Genomic DNA, 14,178 nt, shown 5'->3' with positions numbered 1-14,178 from the left:
CCCACAGACAGCTGAGGCCCGCACCCTGGAGCGAACTCCGTGGGTGCGAGCCTCAGCTGCGTGCGGGAAGCGTCAGAGCGCGGAGGGCTCCACCGCGACCGGGTAGACCTCACGCAGCAGGTGCGCGGTCTCGGACGGAGTCTTGCCGACCTTCACGCCCGCGGCCTCGAGGGCCTCCTTCTTGGCCTCCGCAGTGCCGGAGGAACCGGAGACGATGGCGCCGGCGTGGCCCATGGTCTTGCCCTCCGGGGCGGTGAAGCCAGCCACGTAGCCGACCACCGGCTTGGTGACGTTGGCCTTGATGTACTCGGCCGCACGCTCCTCGGCGTCACCGCCGATCTCACCGATCATCACGATCGCCTTGGTCTCCGGGTCGTTCTCGAAGGCCTCCAGCGCGTCGATGTGCGTGGTGCCGATCACCGGGTCACCACCGATGCCGATGGAGGTGGAGAAGCCGAGATCACGCAGCTCGTACATCATCTGGTAGGTCAGGGTCCCGGACTTGGAGACCAGCCCGACGCCACCCTTGCCGGTGATGTTGGCCGGGGTGATGCCGGCCAGCGATTCGCCCGGGGTGATGATGCCGGGGCAGTTCGGGCCCAGGATCCGGGTGACGGGCTTGCCGTCGGCGCCGGTCTTGGTCAGCGAGTAGTTGTAGAACTCGGCGGAGTCCTGCACCGGGATGCCCTCGGTGATGACCACCAGCAGGCCGATGCCGGCGTCGATGGCCTCGACGGCGGCGTCCTTGGCGAACTTCGGCGGCACGAAGACCACCGAGACGTCGGCGCCGGTCTTCTCCATCGCCTCGGAGACGGAGCCGAACACGGGCAGCTCGACCTCGTCACCGTGCTGATCGGTGTGGGTGACGGTGGTGCCGGCCTTGCGGGCGTTGACGCCGCCGACGATGTTCGTCCCGGCCAGCAGCATGCGGGCCGTGTGCTTGGAGCCCTCGCCGCCGGTGATGCCCTGGACGATGACCTTGGAGTCCTTGTTCAGAAAGATAGCCATGCTCGATCCTCAGTCCTTACTTGTTCGCCAGTTCGGCGGCCTTGTCGGCGCCTTCGTCCATGGAGGTGGCCAGGGTGACCAGCGGGTGGTCGGCCTCCCGCAGGATGCGGCGGCCCTCCTCCACGCTGTTGCCGTCCAGGCGGACCACCAGCGGCTTGGTGGCGGCCTCGCCCAGGATCTCCAGGGCCTTGACGATGCCGTTGGCCACGGCGTCGCAGGCGGTGATGCCGCCGAAGACGTTGACGAACACGGACTTGACCTGGTCGTCACCGAGGATGACGTCGAGGCCGTTGGCCATCACCTCGGCCGAGGCGCCGCCTCCGATGTCCAGGAAGTTGGCGGGCTTCACACCGTTGTGGGCCTCGCCCGCGTAGGCGACGACGTCGAGGGTGGACATGACCAGACCGGCCCCGTTGCCGATGATCCCCACCTCGCCGTCGAGCTTGACGTAGTTGAGGTCGTTGGCCTTGGCCTTGGCCTCCAGCGGGTCCTCGGCCTGCTCGTCGACGAGCTCGGCGTGGCCCGGCTGACGGAAGTCGGCGTTCTCGTCCACGGTGACCTTGCCGTCGAGGGCGATGATCGTGCCCTCACCGGTCTTGACCAGCGGGTTGACCTCCACGAGGGTGGCGTCCTCCTGGGAGAACGCGGTCCACAGCTGCTGGAACACCTCGGCCAGGGCGGGGACCTCGTCGGCGGAGAAGCCGGCCTGCTCGGCGATCTCGGCGGCCTTGCCGGCGTCGATGCCGGTGTTGGGGTCGAAGTTCACCCGCGCCAGCGCCTCGGGGCGCTCCTCGGCGAGCTGCTCGATCTCGACGCCGCCCTCCTTGGAGCACATGGCCAGGTAGTCGCGGTTGGCGCGGTCCAGAAGGATCGAGAAGTAGTACTCCTCCGCGATGTCCGCGCCCTGCGCGATCATCACCCGGTGCACGGTGTGCCCCTTGATGTCCATGCCCAGGATCGCCTTGGCGTGCTCATAGGCCTCGTCGGCGGTCTTGGCCAGCTTCACGCCGCCGGCCTTGCCTCGCCCTCCGACCTTGACCTGAGCCTTGACGACGACGACGCCGCCGATCTGCTCAGCAGCTGCCTTCGCTTCTTCCGGGGTCTGCGCCACGATTCCGGCCAGCACGGGAACTCCGTGTGCCTCGAACAGATCGCGCGCCTGGTACTCATACAGGTCCACGGGTGGTGTCCTTCTGCGTCGAAGTCGTTTCTGACAACCTCAGCCCGACGTCGACGGCGGGACCCGCCGGCACGGGCTGAGCGGCCACGCTGCACGCTGGGCGCAACGCTGAGCCTGAAGGCTCAGTCGGCCTTCTCCAGGGGAGCATATCGCAGGAGCAGACGCTTCTCGGTCCCTGCGAAGCTGACCTTCGCCACAGTCTTGTCCCCCGTGCCTTCCACAGCCAGGACCTCGCCACGACCGAACTTCTGGTGAGAGACCTTGTCACCGGGGGCCAGGGTGGGGATCGTCCGGCTGGGGTCCACCTGACGGGGCGCGACGCCGCCGGTCGCCCCGGGCAGCGAAGATGACGTCTTCTCGCTGTTCGCCGCCCCATAGACGGTGGGCTCGGAGCGCCCTGCCCGGCCGGTTCCGCCGGAGCGACCCCCGCCGGAGCCGCCGCTGAAGGACCAGCCGGAGCCGCCCACGGATCCGCGTGAGGACGGGCCACCACCGAAGCTGGGCGTCCCGTAGTGATGGCCGCCCAGACCCCCGGAGAACCCTCCGCCGAGGCCTGATGACGATGCCGCATCGACATGGAGCAGGTCCTCGGGGATCTCGCCGAGGAACTGGCTGGGCGGGTTGTACTGGTGCTGGCCCCACAGGTGGCGAGACTCCGCGCGGCTCAGGTACAGCCGCTGCCGGGCCCGGGTGAGCCCCACATAGGCCAGGCGACGCTCCTCGGCCAGCTGTTCGCCGTCGGACATGGAGCGGGCATGCGGGAAGATCCCGTGCTCCATGCCCGTGAGGAAGACCACAGGAAATTCGAGTCCCTTGGCGGTGTGCAGCGTCATGAGCGTGACCTGACCCTGCTCCTGGGCGAGCTTCTCGGACTCGGCGTCTCCGGCGGACGGGACGGCGTCGGCGTCGGCGATGAGAGAGACCTGCTCCAGGAAGTCCGCGAGCGTGCCGCCTTCGGTGGAGGCCTCATATTCCTTGACCACGGCCACCAGCTCACCGAGGTTGTCCGCCCGGGACTCGTCCTGCAGATCCTTGGACTGCCGCAGCGCCTCGAGCATCCCAGTCTGTTCGAGCACCGCCTCCAGCACCACCGAGGGCTTCTCGGACTCCAGCAGGGAGGCGAGGTCGTCCATCATCCGGACGAAGGAGTCCACGGCCTTCAGCGAGCGGGTCGCCATGGCCGGGGCCTCCTCGGCCCGGCGCAGCGCCTCGAAGAACGTGGTCCGGTCCCGCTGGGCCAGCGCGGCGACCGCACCTTCGGCCCGGTCTCCGATGCCGCGCTTGGGCTCGTTGAGGATGCGGCGGAGGTTGACGTCGTCGTCGGGATTGTTCAGCGCGTGCAGGTACGCCAGGGCGTCCTTGATCTCCTTGCGGTCATAGAACCGCGTGCCGCCGACCACCCGGTACGGGATGCCGCGGCTGACCAGGCGCTCCTCCAGGGAGCGGGACTGCGCGTTGGTCCGGTAGAACACGGCGACGTCGGCCGGCCGGATGCCCTCCCGGTCCCCGAGGTCATCGATGGTGCGGGCGATCCATTCGGCCTCGTCAGACTCGGAAGGCGCCACATGCAACGTGATGGGCTCGCCGGAACCTTCGTCGGTCCACAGCTTCTTCTCGGTGCGTCCCGGGTTCTGGGAGATCACGGCGTTGGCTGCGTCGAGGATCGTCTGGGTGGAGCGGTAGTTCTGCTCCAGCTTGATGGTGGTGGCGTCCGGGTAGTCCCGCTCGAAACCGGTGATGTTGCGGATGTCCGCACCGCGGAAGGCATAGATGGACTGGTCCGAGTCGCCGACGACGGTCAGCTCGGCCCCCGGGGTCTGCACGCCGTCGCCGGGGCCTCCGGTCAGCTGGCGGACCAGGCGATACTGGGCGTGGTTGGTGTCCTGGTACTCGTCCACCAGCACATGGCGGAAGCGCCGCCGGTAGCCGTCCAGGATGCCGGGGAAGGCGTCGAACATGTAGACGGTCTCGGCGAGCAGGTCGTCGAAGTCATAGGCGTTAGCCTGACGCAGCCGCTGGGCGTACTCCCGATACACGGCGGCCACGGCCTCGGAGAAGGGCTCGTTCGGCGCGGTGGCCGTGAACTCCTCGGCGTCGACCAGCTCATTCTTCAGCGTGGAGATCCGGTTCTTGATCGCCCGCGGGGCGAACCGCTTGGGGTCCAGGTCATGGAGCTTGGCGATGGTGGTGATCAGCCGCAGGGAGTCGGCGGCGTCGTAGATGGTGAAGCTGGACTTCCGGCCCAGGTTCGCCGCCTCGGCACGCAGGATCCGCACGCAGGAGGAATGGAAGGTGGAGATCCACATGCGCTCCGCCGCAGGGCCCACCAGGCTCACCACGCGTTCCTTCATCTCCCGGGCGGCCTTGTTGGTGAAGGTGATCGCCAGGATCTCGTGCGGGCGGGCCGCCCCGGCCTGGAGCATATGGGCGATGCGCCGGGTGAGCACGCTCGTCTTGCCAGAGCCGGCGCCGGCGACGATCAGCAGCGGGGACCCGGTGTGCAGCACCGCCTCCTTCTGCTGAGGGTTCAGGCCACGGGTGGGGTCGGCCGGGGTGACCGCACCGGTCGCGGATCCCGGGGACCCGCCGAGGGCGGCGGGATCCTGCAGGACGGCCGGGGCGCCGTCGTCGGCGCTTGGCGGCGCGGGCGGTCTCGGAGGGACGCTCTGAGGGCGGGGTGAAGAGGAACTCCATGGTCCCTCAAGTCTAAGGGCGGGCTGTGACGGACGCCCGCGGGCCGCATCCCGCGCTCTGCAACAATGGAGCCCGGACCCGCCACCTCTCACGGCAGGGCCGCAGCGCCTGCGCTGATCATCAGGAAGGAACAGGATGTCCAGACGACGGAAGGCCACCCGCGGCAACCCAGCCGCGGACTCCGGGGCGACGTCGGGCCGCAGACCCTCCTCCGGGAGACGGCCCTCCGCGGGGCCCAGGTTCCTCTCCGGCGCCGACCAGCGGGCCGCCGACGAGGCACAGTCCAATCCACGGATGCTGGTCTACGCGCTGCTGGGCACCACCGTCTTCCTGTTCATCTATCTGCACCTGATCGCCCTGCCGCAGATGACGCAGTTCACCGGCGGCTTCTCCATGCCGGATGCGCTGCTGACCGGCTATGACGCCTCCGACATCGAGCGGCTGCGCAACGTGATGGACGACGCCGCGATCGGCCAGCTGAACTTCGTGCACAAGACCGCCGGGATCCTGTTCCCCGTCTCCTTCTTCCTCACCGCCTGGGCGGTGGTGGGGCTGATGATGCGCGAATCCGTGGTGCGCTGGCTGCTGTTGGCCGCCGCGGGCCTGTTCAGCGCCATGGACATCGCCGAGAACTTCCTGATCGACGAGATCCTCACCGCCGAGAGCGTGGACTCCTCCCTGGTGCACACCGCCTCCGCCCTCACCGTGAGCAGCTGGCTGCTCTTCGCGGTGGTGGGCTCGCTGCTGATCATCGCGGTGATCATGGCGATGGTGCGACGCTCCGTGGAACGGACCGCGCGCCCGCTGGGCAACCGGTAGGATGGTCGGGTCCCAGCCTCCGTAGCTCAGGGGATAGAGCACCGCTCTCCTAAAGCGGGTGTCGCAGGTTCGAATCCTGCCGGGGGCACCAGAGCGTCGTTGTTCAAACCAGCGACGTTTCCGGTTTGAGGCGTCCCCTTTCCACCTGCTGTCTGGCGGGAGAGGGCGGTGGCCTGGACTTCGGGGTTGAACAGGGTATCGAAGGGCACTCCTGGTTCGGCGTCGATGGTGTCGTCGTCGGTGACGGTGAGGCGTTCGAAGAAGGCCTGGTTGGCGATGCGGCGCAGTGAGTCGTCGATGCTCGTGTAGATCGCGTGGGCGTTGCCTGCCAGTGCCAGGCAGTCATCGAGATGGGCGCGGGCCTGGTCGTACTCGATCTCGCTGGCCTCGATCCGTGAGTCGAGGAACGCGATCTGTCGGGCGATGCGGTCCTGTTCGGTCTTGAGCAGGTCCAGCGGCACGGCCCCGGCGTAGTGGGCCTGGAGCAGCTTGGTGCGCTCGTCGGAGAGGTGCTCGCGTTCAGCGACCTGGGCTTTGCGTTCTGTCTTGGCGGTGGCGAAGAGCCGGTCGAACTCGCTGGTGATCAGCTCGCGCAGCGCGGTGACGATGTGGGCGGGTATCTGCACGCGTCGGTAGTAGTCCTCCACGGCGGCCTCCACGTCGGGCACGAACATGGACTTGCGGTCGCAGTTGGTGCGCTTGGAGTGCCGGCCGGCGCAGATGAAGTAGGGGTAGATCACGCCGCTGCGGCTGCGGGCGTTGGACAGGATCAACCGCGAGCCGCAGGTGCCGCAGAACACGGTGCCTTTGAGGTAGTGCTCGTGGGCCTGGGTCTTCTCCCCGGAGGCCTGGTGGGCGGCGAGCACGGTCTGGACCCGGTACCAGACCTCGGGAGCGACCAGGGGTTCGTGCAGGCCGTCGTAGGTGGCGCCTTTGAACTGCACGTTGCCCTTGTAGTACGGGCTGGCCAGCATCCGGTGGATCGAGGACAACGCGGGAGCCTTGGCGGGCCGCTTCGGGGTAGGCACGGTCGTCAGGCCGCGGTCGATGAGTTCATCGCGCAGCGTGGCGACCGAGTAGTTCCCGGTGGCGTAGGCCTCGAAGGCCCACCGGATGATCGGGCCGCGCTGTGGGTCGATGTCGATAGTGCGGACCTCGCGACCGAGTTCGTCGCGCCGGGTGACGTTGAGGTAGCCCATCGGGGCCTTGCCGTTGGTGCCGCCGGTGACGGCCTTCTGGTTCATGCCCTTGGAGACCTCGTTGGCCAGGTTGCGGGAGTAGAACTCCGCGATGGTGGACATGATCCCGTGCAGCAGCATCCCCGAGGGCGTCTCATCGATGTTCTCGGTCGCTGAGACCAGCAGGACGCCTGCCTCTTTGAGGGCGAGGTGGATGGCGACATCGTCGGCACGGTTGCGCGCGAGCCGGTCGACCTTGTGGACGATGCAGTAGGCCACAGGGTGGGTCTTGACGTACTCGATCATCTCCATCAGCGCCGGCCGGTCGGCCTGGCGAGCGGACTCGCCGGCGTCGACGAACTCCTCGACGATGACCGCGTTGACCTCCTGGGCCTTGCGCAGATTCGCCTGACGCTGGGCCGGGATGGAGAAGCCCTCATCCTGGCCGCCCTTGGACGCCTGCTCCTTGGTCGAGACGCGCAGGTAGGTCACCGCCAACGTCGTTGTCGCACCGATCTGATCGGGCGCCGTCACCAGCGGAGGGTGTGTGGTGCTCATGGGTCGTGTTTCCTTCCCCAACGGGTGGGGCCAACACGAGAGCGCGAGACTGCTCGTGCGGTGCGACGTAGGAAACAAACACGACCCGTGCCGTCCGGCGTGGACGGGCTGGGTAGGCCACGAGGCTAATAAACAAGACGCCACACCACGACCACCTGAGCGGCCGCTGGCATGCGTACGCTTATCATTCTACGCCCTGGCCACCAGGGTGCTCAGGAGCACTCTCCTGTCCGGCGGTCTCCCGGTGCTCTCGGCGGGCGCGGGCCTGGGCCAAGCCGATGAACACCTGGGCGAGCTTGTGCAGGTCAGGACTGGAGCGCAACTCGGCCTCCACGCGGTAGTCGCGCATCCGCTCCGGCAGCCCACCGGCGCTTTCGGCTCCGGTGGTCATGGCACCTCTCCGGTGTCGAGGTCGAGTCCGGCGAAGAACGCGTCCTCGGCTTCACGGCGGGCCTGGACCTGCTCGAACACGTACTGCACGAAATCCTCACCGCGGTCGGCGATCGTGGTGTGCTCGGTCGCGGGTGCGGGCTCCTCGCCGGGCCAGACCGCCTGCCGGGTGGGCCGGTCATGATCCAGGCGTGTGCCCGAGGCGGCCACCCAGTCGCGCAGCCTCGCGCGAGCGTCGGCGAAGTCACGGTGCCAGCCGATCGCAGCCGAGGCGTTCTGCTCGGGGTCATAGGCGCCCAGCCAGTGCAGATGCAGCGCTGACAGCTCCCACACCAGCTCGGGATGCCGGTGCCAGAACGGCGGCAGCACGCTGACGGGCAGCCCGTAGGTGCGGCGCAGCCACGCGACCCAATCGTTGAGTGCCAGCCACTCGGCTTCCAGGTCGTCGGCGCTCAGCAGGTTCCAGTTCACCGGATGCGGCACGACCGGCGCATCGGCGTCATCGAAGCCGTCCACATCCTCGACGCCCGGCGTCTCGTCAGCATCCGCCGTGTCCTCGGCGTCGTGGAAGTCCTCGTCGGAGGTGTGCTCGTTCGGAGCGTCGTCGTTCATGCTCGTGTCTCCTATTGCGGTCACAGGCCGAGATGCGGCCCGACGGGCTGGTGCCGGGCGGGTTCGGCAGACTGGAACTGCGGCACTCGCCGCTGACTCTGTTCGACCTGGGGTGCCTCCGCGCTGGCGGCGTCCCGGCTCGTGGCCTGGCGTTCGATGGCCCTGCGTGGCGCGCGGCCGCCGGCGTTCTTCGACGCCGCTGACGCAGGCAGGAACCGGGTGGCCTCGAACTGCTCCTCGCGCTCGCCGGTGTGCTTGTTGGTGTACTCGCGCAGTGAGCCTTGGGCGATGAACCGGTCCTTCTCACGCAGGTGCTCGATGCCGAACTGGGCGGCACCCTTGAACGCGACCACGTCGTGGAAGGTCGTCGGCTGGTTCTGCCAGCCTGCTTCGGCGTCGTAGTGGCGGTGGCGTTGGCCGGCCTTGAAGTACAGGCGGGCATCGCCGTTCTCGGTGTAGGTCAGTTGGGGCTTGGAGGCCACGAAGGCGTAGATGCTGTCCTTCGTCTCCAGCCCAGTCGTTGAATCGGTACTCATCGCGAGTGCTCCTGCTCACGCAGCCACCGGAAGTGGTGGCCGCTGGGACAGGTAGGTGCACACGCGCACCACCCCGACCGAAGGCGACGGGCTCAGCGTTTAAGCAACGCTTCGACCTCGGCCCGATCGGCCGTCAACCGAGCTGCGTCAGTTCGGGTCGGCCAGGGGCGCAGGTCGGTGACGATCGGTGGTGCCGAGCGCAGCAGGGTGACGCCGGTGCCGAATGGCAGGGTTCTGATTCGGTCTGGGGGCAGGATCGGGACGCGGCGGACGGAGCGTTGGTTGGAGCGGCTGCCGTGGTCTCCGAGGGTCAACGAGTCGGTGTACTCGTCCCTCTCGCCGATGAGAGTGCTCAGGTCTTGGAGGTCGCGGGAGTTGGAGGCGCCACCGAGGACGACCTTGACGATGCTGGCGTCCCAGATGGCGCCGGCGGCGTTGTCGGACCACTTCTCCCGCGCCTGGGCCAACGACTGGAGGACGGGCAGGGTGGTGATGCCGGTGCCGCCGCCTTCTGCCATCAACGTGGGGAGGCTAGGCAGGGGTGCGAGGTTGCCGATCTCATCGAGCGCCAGCAATAACGGCGGGTCGAGCCGGGCGCCGGGTGAGCGGGCGGCGATCCGGCGGGCGGTCTCGATGAGGTCTTCGACGAACGCGGCTACGAGGGCGGCGGAGGCGCCGGCACCGGCGCCGGTGGCGAGCAGGTAGAGGGTGCCGCGCTGACGGATGAAGGTCTCTGGGTCGAAGCCTTCACCCGGACCCGGCGACACCGCATCGAGCACGCGAGGATCAGCGAGGGCGCCGAGGGCGAGGGCTACGCCCTGCCAGATCGAGTCCCGCGTCTTGGGGTCCGAATCGATCATCGCCCCGAGGGAGTCCGCCCACCCGGTGGCTGCCTGGGTGCTGTTGGTGAGGATGGCGACGGCCTCGGCCGCGGCGGTCGGGTCGAGGGTCCACCGGAACAGCTCCGATGGCGGGCGTCCATCGAGGGCGGCAGCGTGCAGGAGGGCTTGCAAGGCTGTGCGGGTCTTGACTTCCCAGAAGCCCCCGGATTCGACCCCACCAGCACTGAGCCCGGTGGCGGAGGCGAGTCCGGTGGCGCGGATCATCGCGGTCAGCGGGTCGTGGCAGCCGCGGATGGGTGACCAGCGCATCCCAGCGGGGATGCCTTCGGCCAGATGCTGAGGGTCGAACACCGCCACCGGCCGACCGTCTCGCTGTCGGGCACGCAGGGTGGCGGTGAGGTTGTCCGGCCTGGTGCTGGTGGTGACGACGGCGCCGGGGGCGTCGAGGATGGCGTTGATGACCACGTGCAGGCCTTTGCCGGAGCGGGGTGGGCCGATGAGCAGGATCGAGTCCTCCACACTCGCCCACACCTGCTTGCCTCGTGAGCGCCCCAGCAGGTAGCCGACATCGGAAGGCTTGGGATCATCCAGCGAGGGGCGCAGTGTCCCTGCCCGGCGCAGTAGCGCCTTGGCCGAGGCGGTTTGGGTGACCTCGTGGGGGGTGGCGGTGCCGGCCAGGCGGCGCGGGTCGGTCTCGACCTTCCGCGAGTGACGACGTAGACGCACCCACACCCACACACCCGCCGCAACAAGCACGCCGAGCAGGAGAGAGGTGGTGATCCAGTACGCGACGGGACTCAACCCCTCGGCATCCAATGCCATCGCGGGCTCGGCGGGATTGAACAGCACACCGAGCCCCGACGCCGGCCCGGCAGCCGGTTGGGGTGTGCCGGTGAGGAACGCCGCCACGCTGCCTGCGGCGCGTAGGACGAGCGTGAAGCCGAAGGCGCCGATCAGAGCGATGATGGCGGCGTTGGTCAGCTCATCGCCCATGCTCCCGGTCTGCCGTTGCCCGGTCGTCATGAGAGCCGCCGGATGTGCAGGGTGCCTGAGACCCGCCCCAGCAGCAAGACCTCCTCGGTGCCGCCGGCCAGGACAGGAGCGAGTTGGCCGGTGTCGATTAGGGCGCGAGCGTGGCCGGTGCCGGTGGCGTCGGTGTGCGCGACGACGACGGCGACGGCGATGTCTTCGCCGGGGATGAATCCCTCTCCGGTGACCTCCATCAGCTCCGCCGTGTGTTTGGTCGTGGTGTGCTTGCCACGCGGTTCGGGCGGCTTGGTCTCTGCGCGTTCTGCCGGGGTGGGTTTGCGAGCGCGGATGAGGTCGGTGAACACCGTCCCGTCGCTTTCGCGGACCTCGATCCGCACCGTGATGGTGCGGTCGGAGGTGACGGCATCCATGAGTTCACCGAAGGTGCCGCGCGTCCAAGCGGAATCCTGTTGTGGTGGCGGGAATGGTGCGCCGTCGACGGTGACGTCTAGGGCGCCGTTCTCGGCGACCGTTATGACGACGTGTGGCAGCAGTACCGGGGTCTGGGCGGGGTCCTGCCAGGTGGTGCGGCGTTGCTTCTTCGGGGCCATCACACGACCCCCTTTGTGAGCCGGGAGCTGGTGTCGAACAGCGACATTTCGGCGGGGTGGAGCTGGTGTTGGGTCACGAAGGAGCGATCCTTGATCCGCCACAACCCCTGCCCGACCCCCAGCGATGGGAGCAGCTTCTGCTCGGTGCCGGTCAGCCCGAGCGCGGTGGCGGTAGGGCCGAGCTGGTCGGATTCCTGCCGGTACACAATCCGGGTCTCCGCGTTCGCCAGGAGGCTGTTGGCGAGGGAGCGCATGGCCGAGCCGTGGTCGCCGACGTTGTCGAGGTCGGAGAGCTTGTGGAAGATCAGCATGTTCGCGATCCCGTAATGGCGTGCCAGCCGCCAGTGCGCATCCATGCGCTTCAACAAGGCCGGGTGAGACATGAGTCGCCAGGCTTCGTCGTAGATCACCCACCGCTGCCCACCGGCTGGGTCGAGCAGCGCGGACTCCATCCACGCGCTGGAGCACGTCATCAACACGCTGATGAGCGTGGAGTTCTCCGTTACCCGTGAGAGGTCCAGGCTGATCATCGGCAACGCCGGATCAAACTGGACCGTGCTGGGTCCGTCGAAGAGGCCTTGGAGGTCGCCAGCGACTAGGCGCCGCAGGGCGTGGCCGACGAGGCGCCCGTCCTCGGCCAGCCGCCCGTCATCGTTGTCGTGGTGGGCGGGGTTGAGGATGTGGTCGACGACCATCGGCAGGATCGGCACGTCGTTCTCGCGCACCGCGGTGGTGAGGGCGAGGTCGATCGCGGTGTGCTCCAACGGCGTCAACCCGCGGGCCAGAACGGTCTCAGCCAAGGCACCAATCAGGTCACGACGCCGCGAAGCCACGGTCGTCTTCCACTGCTCATCGGTGAGCCCGCCGGGACGGTGACCCTCGTCCAGGGGGTTGAGTCTGGTGTTGAGGCCGTGGCCGAGGACGATCGCCCTCCCGCCGACTGCCTCAGCCACGGCAGTGTGTTCGCCTTTCGGATCGCCGGGGACGTAGACGCGACGCCCGAACGGCAGAGACCGGGTGTAGAGGGACTTGGCGAGGGAGGACTTGCCGGACCCGACGATCCCGGCCAGCACGACGTTGGGTGCGGTGATGATCCCGCGGGCGTAGAGCACCCAGGGGTCGTAGACGAACGATCCGCCGGAGTAGAGGTCTTGGCCCACGAACACCCCGTTGGAGCCCAGGCCGCCTTCGGCGACGAACGGATACGCCCCCGCCAACGTCGCGGACGTGTCTTGATGACGTGGGAGCCGGAATCGGCCCGGTGACCTGAGCGCCGCCGGACCGGGCTCGCCCGCGGCAGGCAGATACCTCGTCGCGCGGCGTTCGGCCCGCTCGGCCTCGACCTTGGCTCGTGTGGTGGCCTTCTCGGTGGCGCGTTGTTCGGCCTGGAGTCGTGTGGCCGCTTGGCGACGCTGCTTGCGCAACCGGCGGCGCTCGGCGGCGGGTGCGACCAGGACCGAGGTGTGCAGCCGCTCCGGCTCGGTGCCGCTCACAGCGACAACCCCTGCCATTGACGGTTGGAGGTGCTGGTCTGGTGGGCGAACCAGTCGCGCTCCGTCCCCAGCGCCGCACGTCGTGGCTCACGCCCCTCGTGCACCGGAGGCGTCTGCTGCGCGCGAGGCGTCGCTCCCGCCGTGTTGCTCGCTGGAACGAGCGGGTCGTCCAGGAGTGCCGGGTCGGGTGGGGTGTCGAGCTGTCGGTAAAGGCCGACGTGTCCGAGGGCGTGGTTGTAGGTCACCGCGTACTCGCCGCTGGTGGCGGTCCGGTCGGTGCCGCTTGCTGGGGGCTGGTCGTCGTAGACGTAGCCGTTCTCCATCGCCGCGTCGGTGGTCTCCTCGCCGTAGTCCCAGCTCTTCAGGTGTTCGATGGCGGAGTCAGGGCCGTCGCGATCGATCAGGTCGAGCACCCGATCGGCTTCTTCGCCCTGGAGGAAGGCCACGCTGATCCACCGTTGTGAGACCGCACCCTCGCCGAGTTCGATGTGGCTGTGCTCGGACAGTTCAGCCAGGGCGTCGGTGTTGGTGCGGGCGGCCTCGGCCACCCAGGCGGGGAACAGGCCCCCGTTCTCCGGATTGCTGGCGGGATGATCGAGTGCGTACTGGCGGGCCTCGCCTGCCGCGCCCAGATACCCGGCCAGGTCCCGGATGGCTCGGTTTGGGTCGACGGGCTGGCCGGCGCCGGTGAACAGGTCCCGCCCGTCCAGCTCCTGACCTGTGTTGGTGTCGGTTATCCGGTAGGCGTAGCGCTGATGCTCACCCACCGGGGCATCGGGCCACACCGCCAACGTCAGCGACCCGGCCTGCACAGTCGTGGTGGTGGGGTCGCCGTCGAGCCGGGCGGCCAGCCGCTCCCGCGCGGCGTCTCGGTCGACGACCGGTTCGGGGTGCCAGGCAACCCTCCCAGAGTGGGTGAACGCCGCGGCGAGCCGGTCGTAGGCCTGATCGAGCAGGGTGCCGGCCTGGTGCAGCTCATCAGCGGCTGCCAACGCGGACGCCGAGCCCGCGGCGGGGTCGCCGTGGTCGTCGGACACGCGATCCCGGGCGTCAGATGGGTGGTGGCGAGCTGGTCGAGCACCTGGCGCAGCGACCGGACTCCGGCCACGAGTTCACCGAACACGGTGTAGGTGTCGGCCGGGTCATCGAACACGCGGGAGGCGTGAGCGAGACCGCGCAGCGCCTCGGAGGCTTCGAACGCATCGGTGCGCGGGTCGTGGAACGTGGGCATGATCGGGCCTCCCTGGCACGGAATGTGTGTCAGGCAGGTGCGCCCGCGGTCCACCAG

11 protein-coding genes, 1 tRNA gene and 1 pseudogene are annotated in these 14,178 nt (G+C 68.5%); 2 read left to right on the top strand and 11 right to left on the bottom strand.

Going from position 1 to position 14,178, the window contains the following annotated elements:
• Positions 1 to 72 precede the first annotated feature (72 nt).
• From sucD to BCY76_RS01365, 3 genes are all read right to left on the bottom strand, one after another.
• Positions 73 to 1,008 carry a succinate--CoA ligase subunit alpha gene (gene sucD, locus BCY76_RS01375; protein ID WP_070158701.1) on the bottom strand — a complete coding sequence of 312 codons (936 nt, stop codon included), beginning with the start codon at positions 1,006 to 1,008 and terminating at the stop codon, positions 73 to 75.
• Between the two features lie 16 nt (positions 1,009 to 1,024).
• Entirely contained in the window at positions 1,025 to 2,188 is a 1,164-nt protein-coding gene (sucC, locus tag BCY76_RS01370; protein ID WP_070158700.1) for an ADP-forming succinate--CoA ligase subunit beta, read from the bottom strand.
• 122 nt (positions 2,189 to 2,310) lie between these two features.
• On the bottom strand, positions 2,311 to 4,695 hold the full coding sequence (locus BCY76_RS01365; RefSeq protein ID WP_237089897.1) for a UvrD-helicase domain-containing protein: 2,385 nt from the start codon (positions 4,693 to 4,695) through the stop codon (positions 2,311 to 2,313).
• Positions 4,696 to 5,017: 322 nt separating this feature from the next.
• Between BCY76_RS01365 and BCY76_RS01360 the strand changes: the two genes are divergently transcribed.
• On the top strand, positions 5,018 to 5,701 hold the full coding sequence (locus BCY76_RS01360) for a hypothetical protein (RefSeq protein WP_170922546.1): 684 nt from the start codon (positions 5,018 to 5,020) through the stop codon (positions 5,699 to 5,701).
• A gap of 15 nt (positions 5,702 to 5,716) precedes the next feature.
• Positions 5,717 to 5,792, top strand: a tRNA-Arg gene (locus BCY76_RS01355).
• A 598-nt stretch (positions 5,793 to 6,390) separates the two neighbouring features.
• Here BCY76_RS01355 and BCY76_RS01350 read toward each other — a convergent pair.
• From BCY76_RS01350 to BCY76_RS18445, 8 genes and pseudogenes are all read right to left on the bottom strand, one after another.
• A pseudogene (locus BCY76_RS01350) lies at positions 6,391 to 7,437 on the bottom strand (recombinase family protein); the annotation flags it as partial.
• A 184-nt stretch (positions 7,438 to 7,621) separates the two neighbouring features.
• Positions 7,622 to 7,828 (bottom strand): hypothetical protein, encoded by a 207-nt coding sequence (locus BCY76_RS01345; RefSeq protein WP_070158699.1) that lies wholly within the window; start codon positions 7,826 to 7,828, stop codon positions 7,622 to 7,624.
• Complete coding sequence (locus BCY76_RS01340) at positions 7,825 to 8,439, bottom strand: hypothetical protein (protein ID WP_070158698.1); 615 nt, start codon at positions 8,437 to 8,439, stop codon at positions 7,825 to 7,827. Before BCY76_RS01340 ends, BCY76_RS01345 begins: the two co-directional genes overlap by 4 nt.
• 20 nt (positions 8,440 to 8,459) lie before the next feature.
• Positions 8,460 to 8,975 (bottom strand): single-stranded DNA-binding protein, encoded by a 516-nt coding sequence (locus tag BCY76_RS01335; protein WP_070158697.1) that lies wholly within the window; start codon positions 8,973 to 8,975, stop codon positions 8,460 to 8,462.
• A gap of 92 nt (positions 8,976 to 9,067) precedes the next feature.
• The gene (locus BCY76_RS01330) at positions 9,068 to 10,840 is read right to left on the bottom strand and encodes a type IV secretory system conjugative DNA transfer family protein (RefSeq protein ID WP_070158696.1); all 1,773 of its coding nucleotides are present in this window, start codon (positions 10,838 to 10,840) and stop codon (positions 9,068 to 9,070) included.
• Entirely contained in the window at positions 10,837 to 11,397 is a 561-nt protein-coding gene (locus BCY76_RS01325) for a hypothetical protein (protein ID WP_070158695.1), read from the bottom strand. The genes BCY76_RS01330 and BCY76_RS01325 overlap by 4 nt, the downstream gene beginning before the upstream one ends.
• Positions 11,397 to 12,890, bottom strand: a complete 1,494-nt coding sequence (locus BCY76_RS01320; RefSeq protein WP_070158694.1) for an ATP-binding protein — start codon at positions 12,888 to 12,890, stop codon at positions 11,397 to 11,399. Before BCY76_RS01320 ends, BCY76_RS01325 begins: the two co-directional genes overlap by 1 nt.
• Positions 12,887 to 13,927, bottom strand: coding sequence for a hypothetical protein (locus BCY76_RS18445; protein ID WP_070158693.1), 1,041 nt, complete (start codon positions 13,925 to 13,927; stop codon positions 12,887 to 12,889). Before BCY76_RS18445 ends, BCY76_RS01320 begins: the two co-directional genes overlap by 4 nt.
• Between the last annotated feature and the right edge of the window lie 251 nt (positions 13,928 to 14,178).

The organism is Nesterenkonia sp. PF2B19 (assembly GCF_001758425.2).
Lineage (GTDB): Bacteria > Actinomycetota > Actinomycetes > Actinomycetales > Micrococcaceae > Nesterenkonia > Nesterenkonia aethiopica.
Note: the sequence above shows the minus strand (reverse complement) of the source record. Positions and strands in the feature narration are given on the sequence as shown.

Coding starts and splice junctions, on each gene's coding strand:
- sucD (WP_070158701.1), bottom strand. CDS start 1,008: ATGGCTATCTTTCTGAACAAGGACTCCAAGGTCATCGTCCAGGGCATC.
- BCY76_RS01360 (WP_170922546.1), top strand. CDS start 5,018: ATGTCCAGACGACGGAAGGCCACCCGCGGCAACCCAGCCGCGGACTCC.
- BCY76_RS01345 (WP_070158699.1), bottom strand. CDS start 7,828: ATGACCACCGGAGCCGAAAGCGCCGGTGGGCTGCCGGAGCGGATGCGC.
- BCY76_RS01340 (WP_070158698.1), bottom strand. CDS start 8,439: ATGAACGACGACGCTCCGAACGAGCACACCTCCGACGAGGACTTCCAC.
- BCY76_RS01335 (WP_070158697.1), bottom strand. CDS start 8,975: ATGAGTACCGATTCAACGACTGGGCTGGAGACGAAGGACAGCATCTAC.
- BCY76_RS01330 (WP_070158696.1), bottom strand. CDS start 10,840: ATGACGACCGGGCAACGGCAGACCGGGAGCATGGGCGATGAGCTGACC.
- BCY76_RS01325 (WP_070158695.1), bottom strand. CDS start 11,397: ATGGCCCCGAAGAAGCAACGCCGCACCACCTGGCAGGACCCCGCCCAG.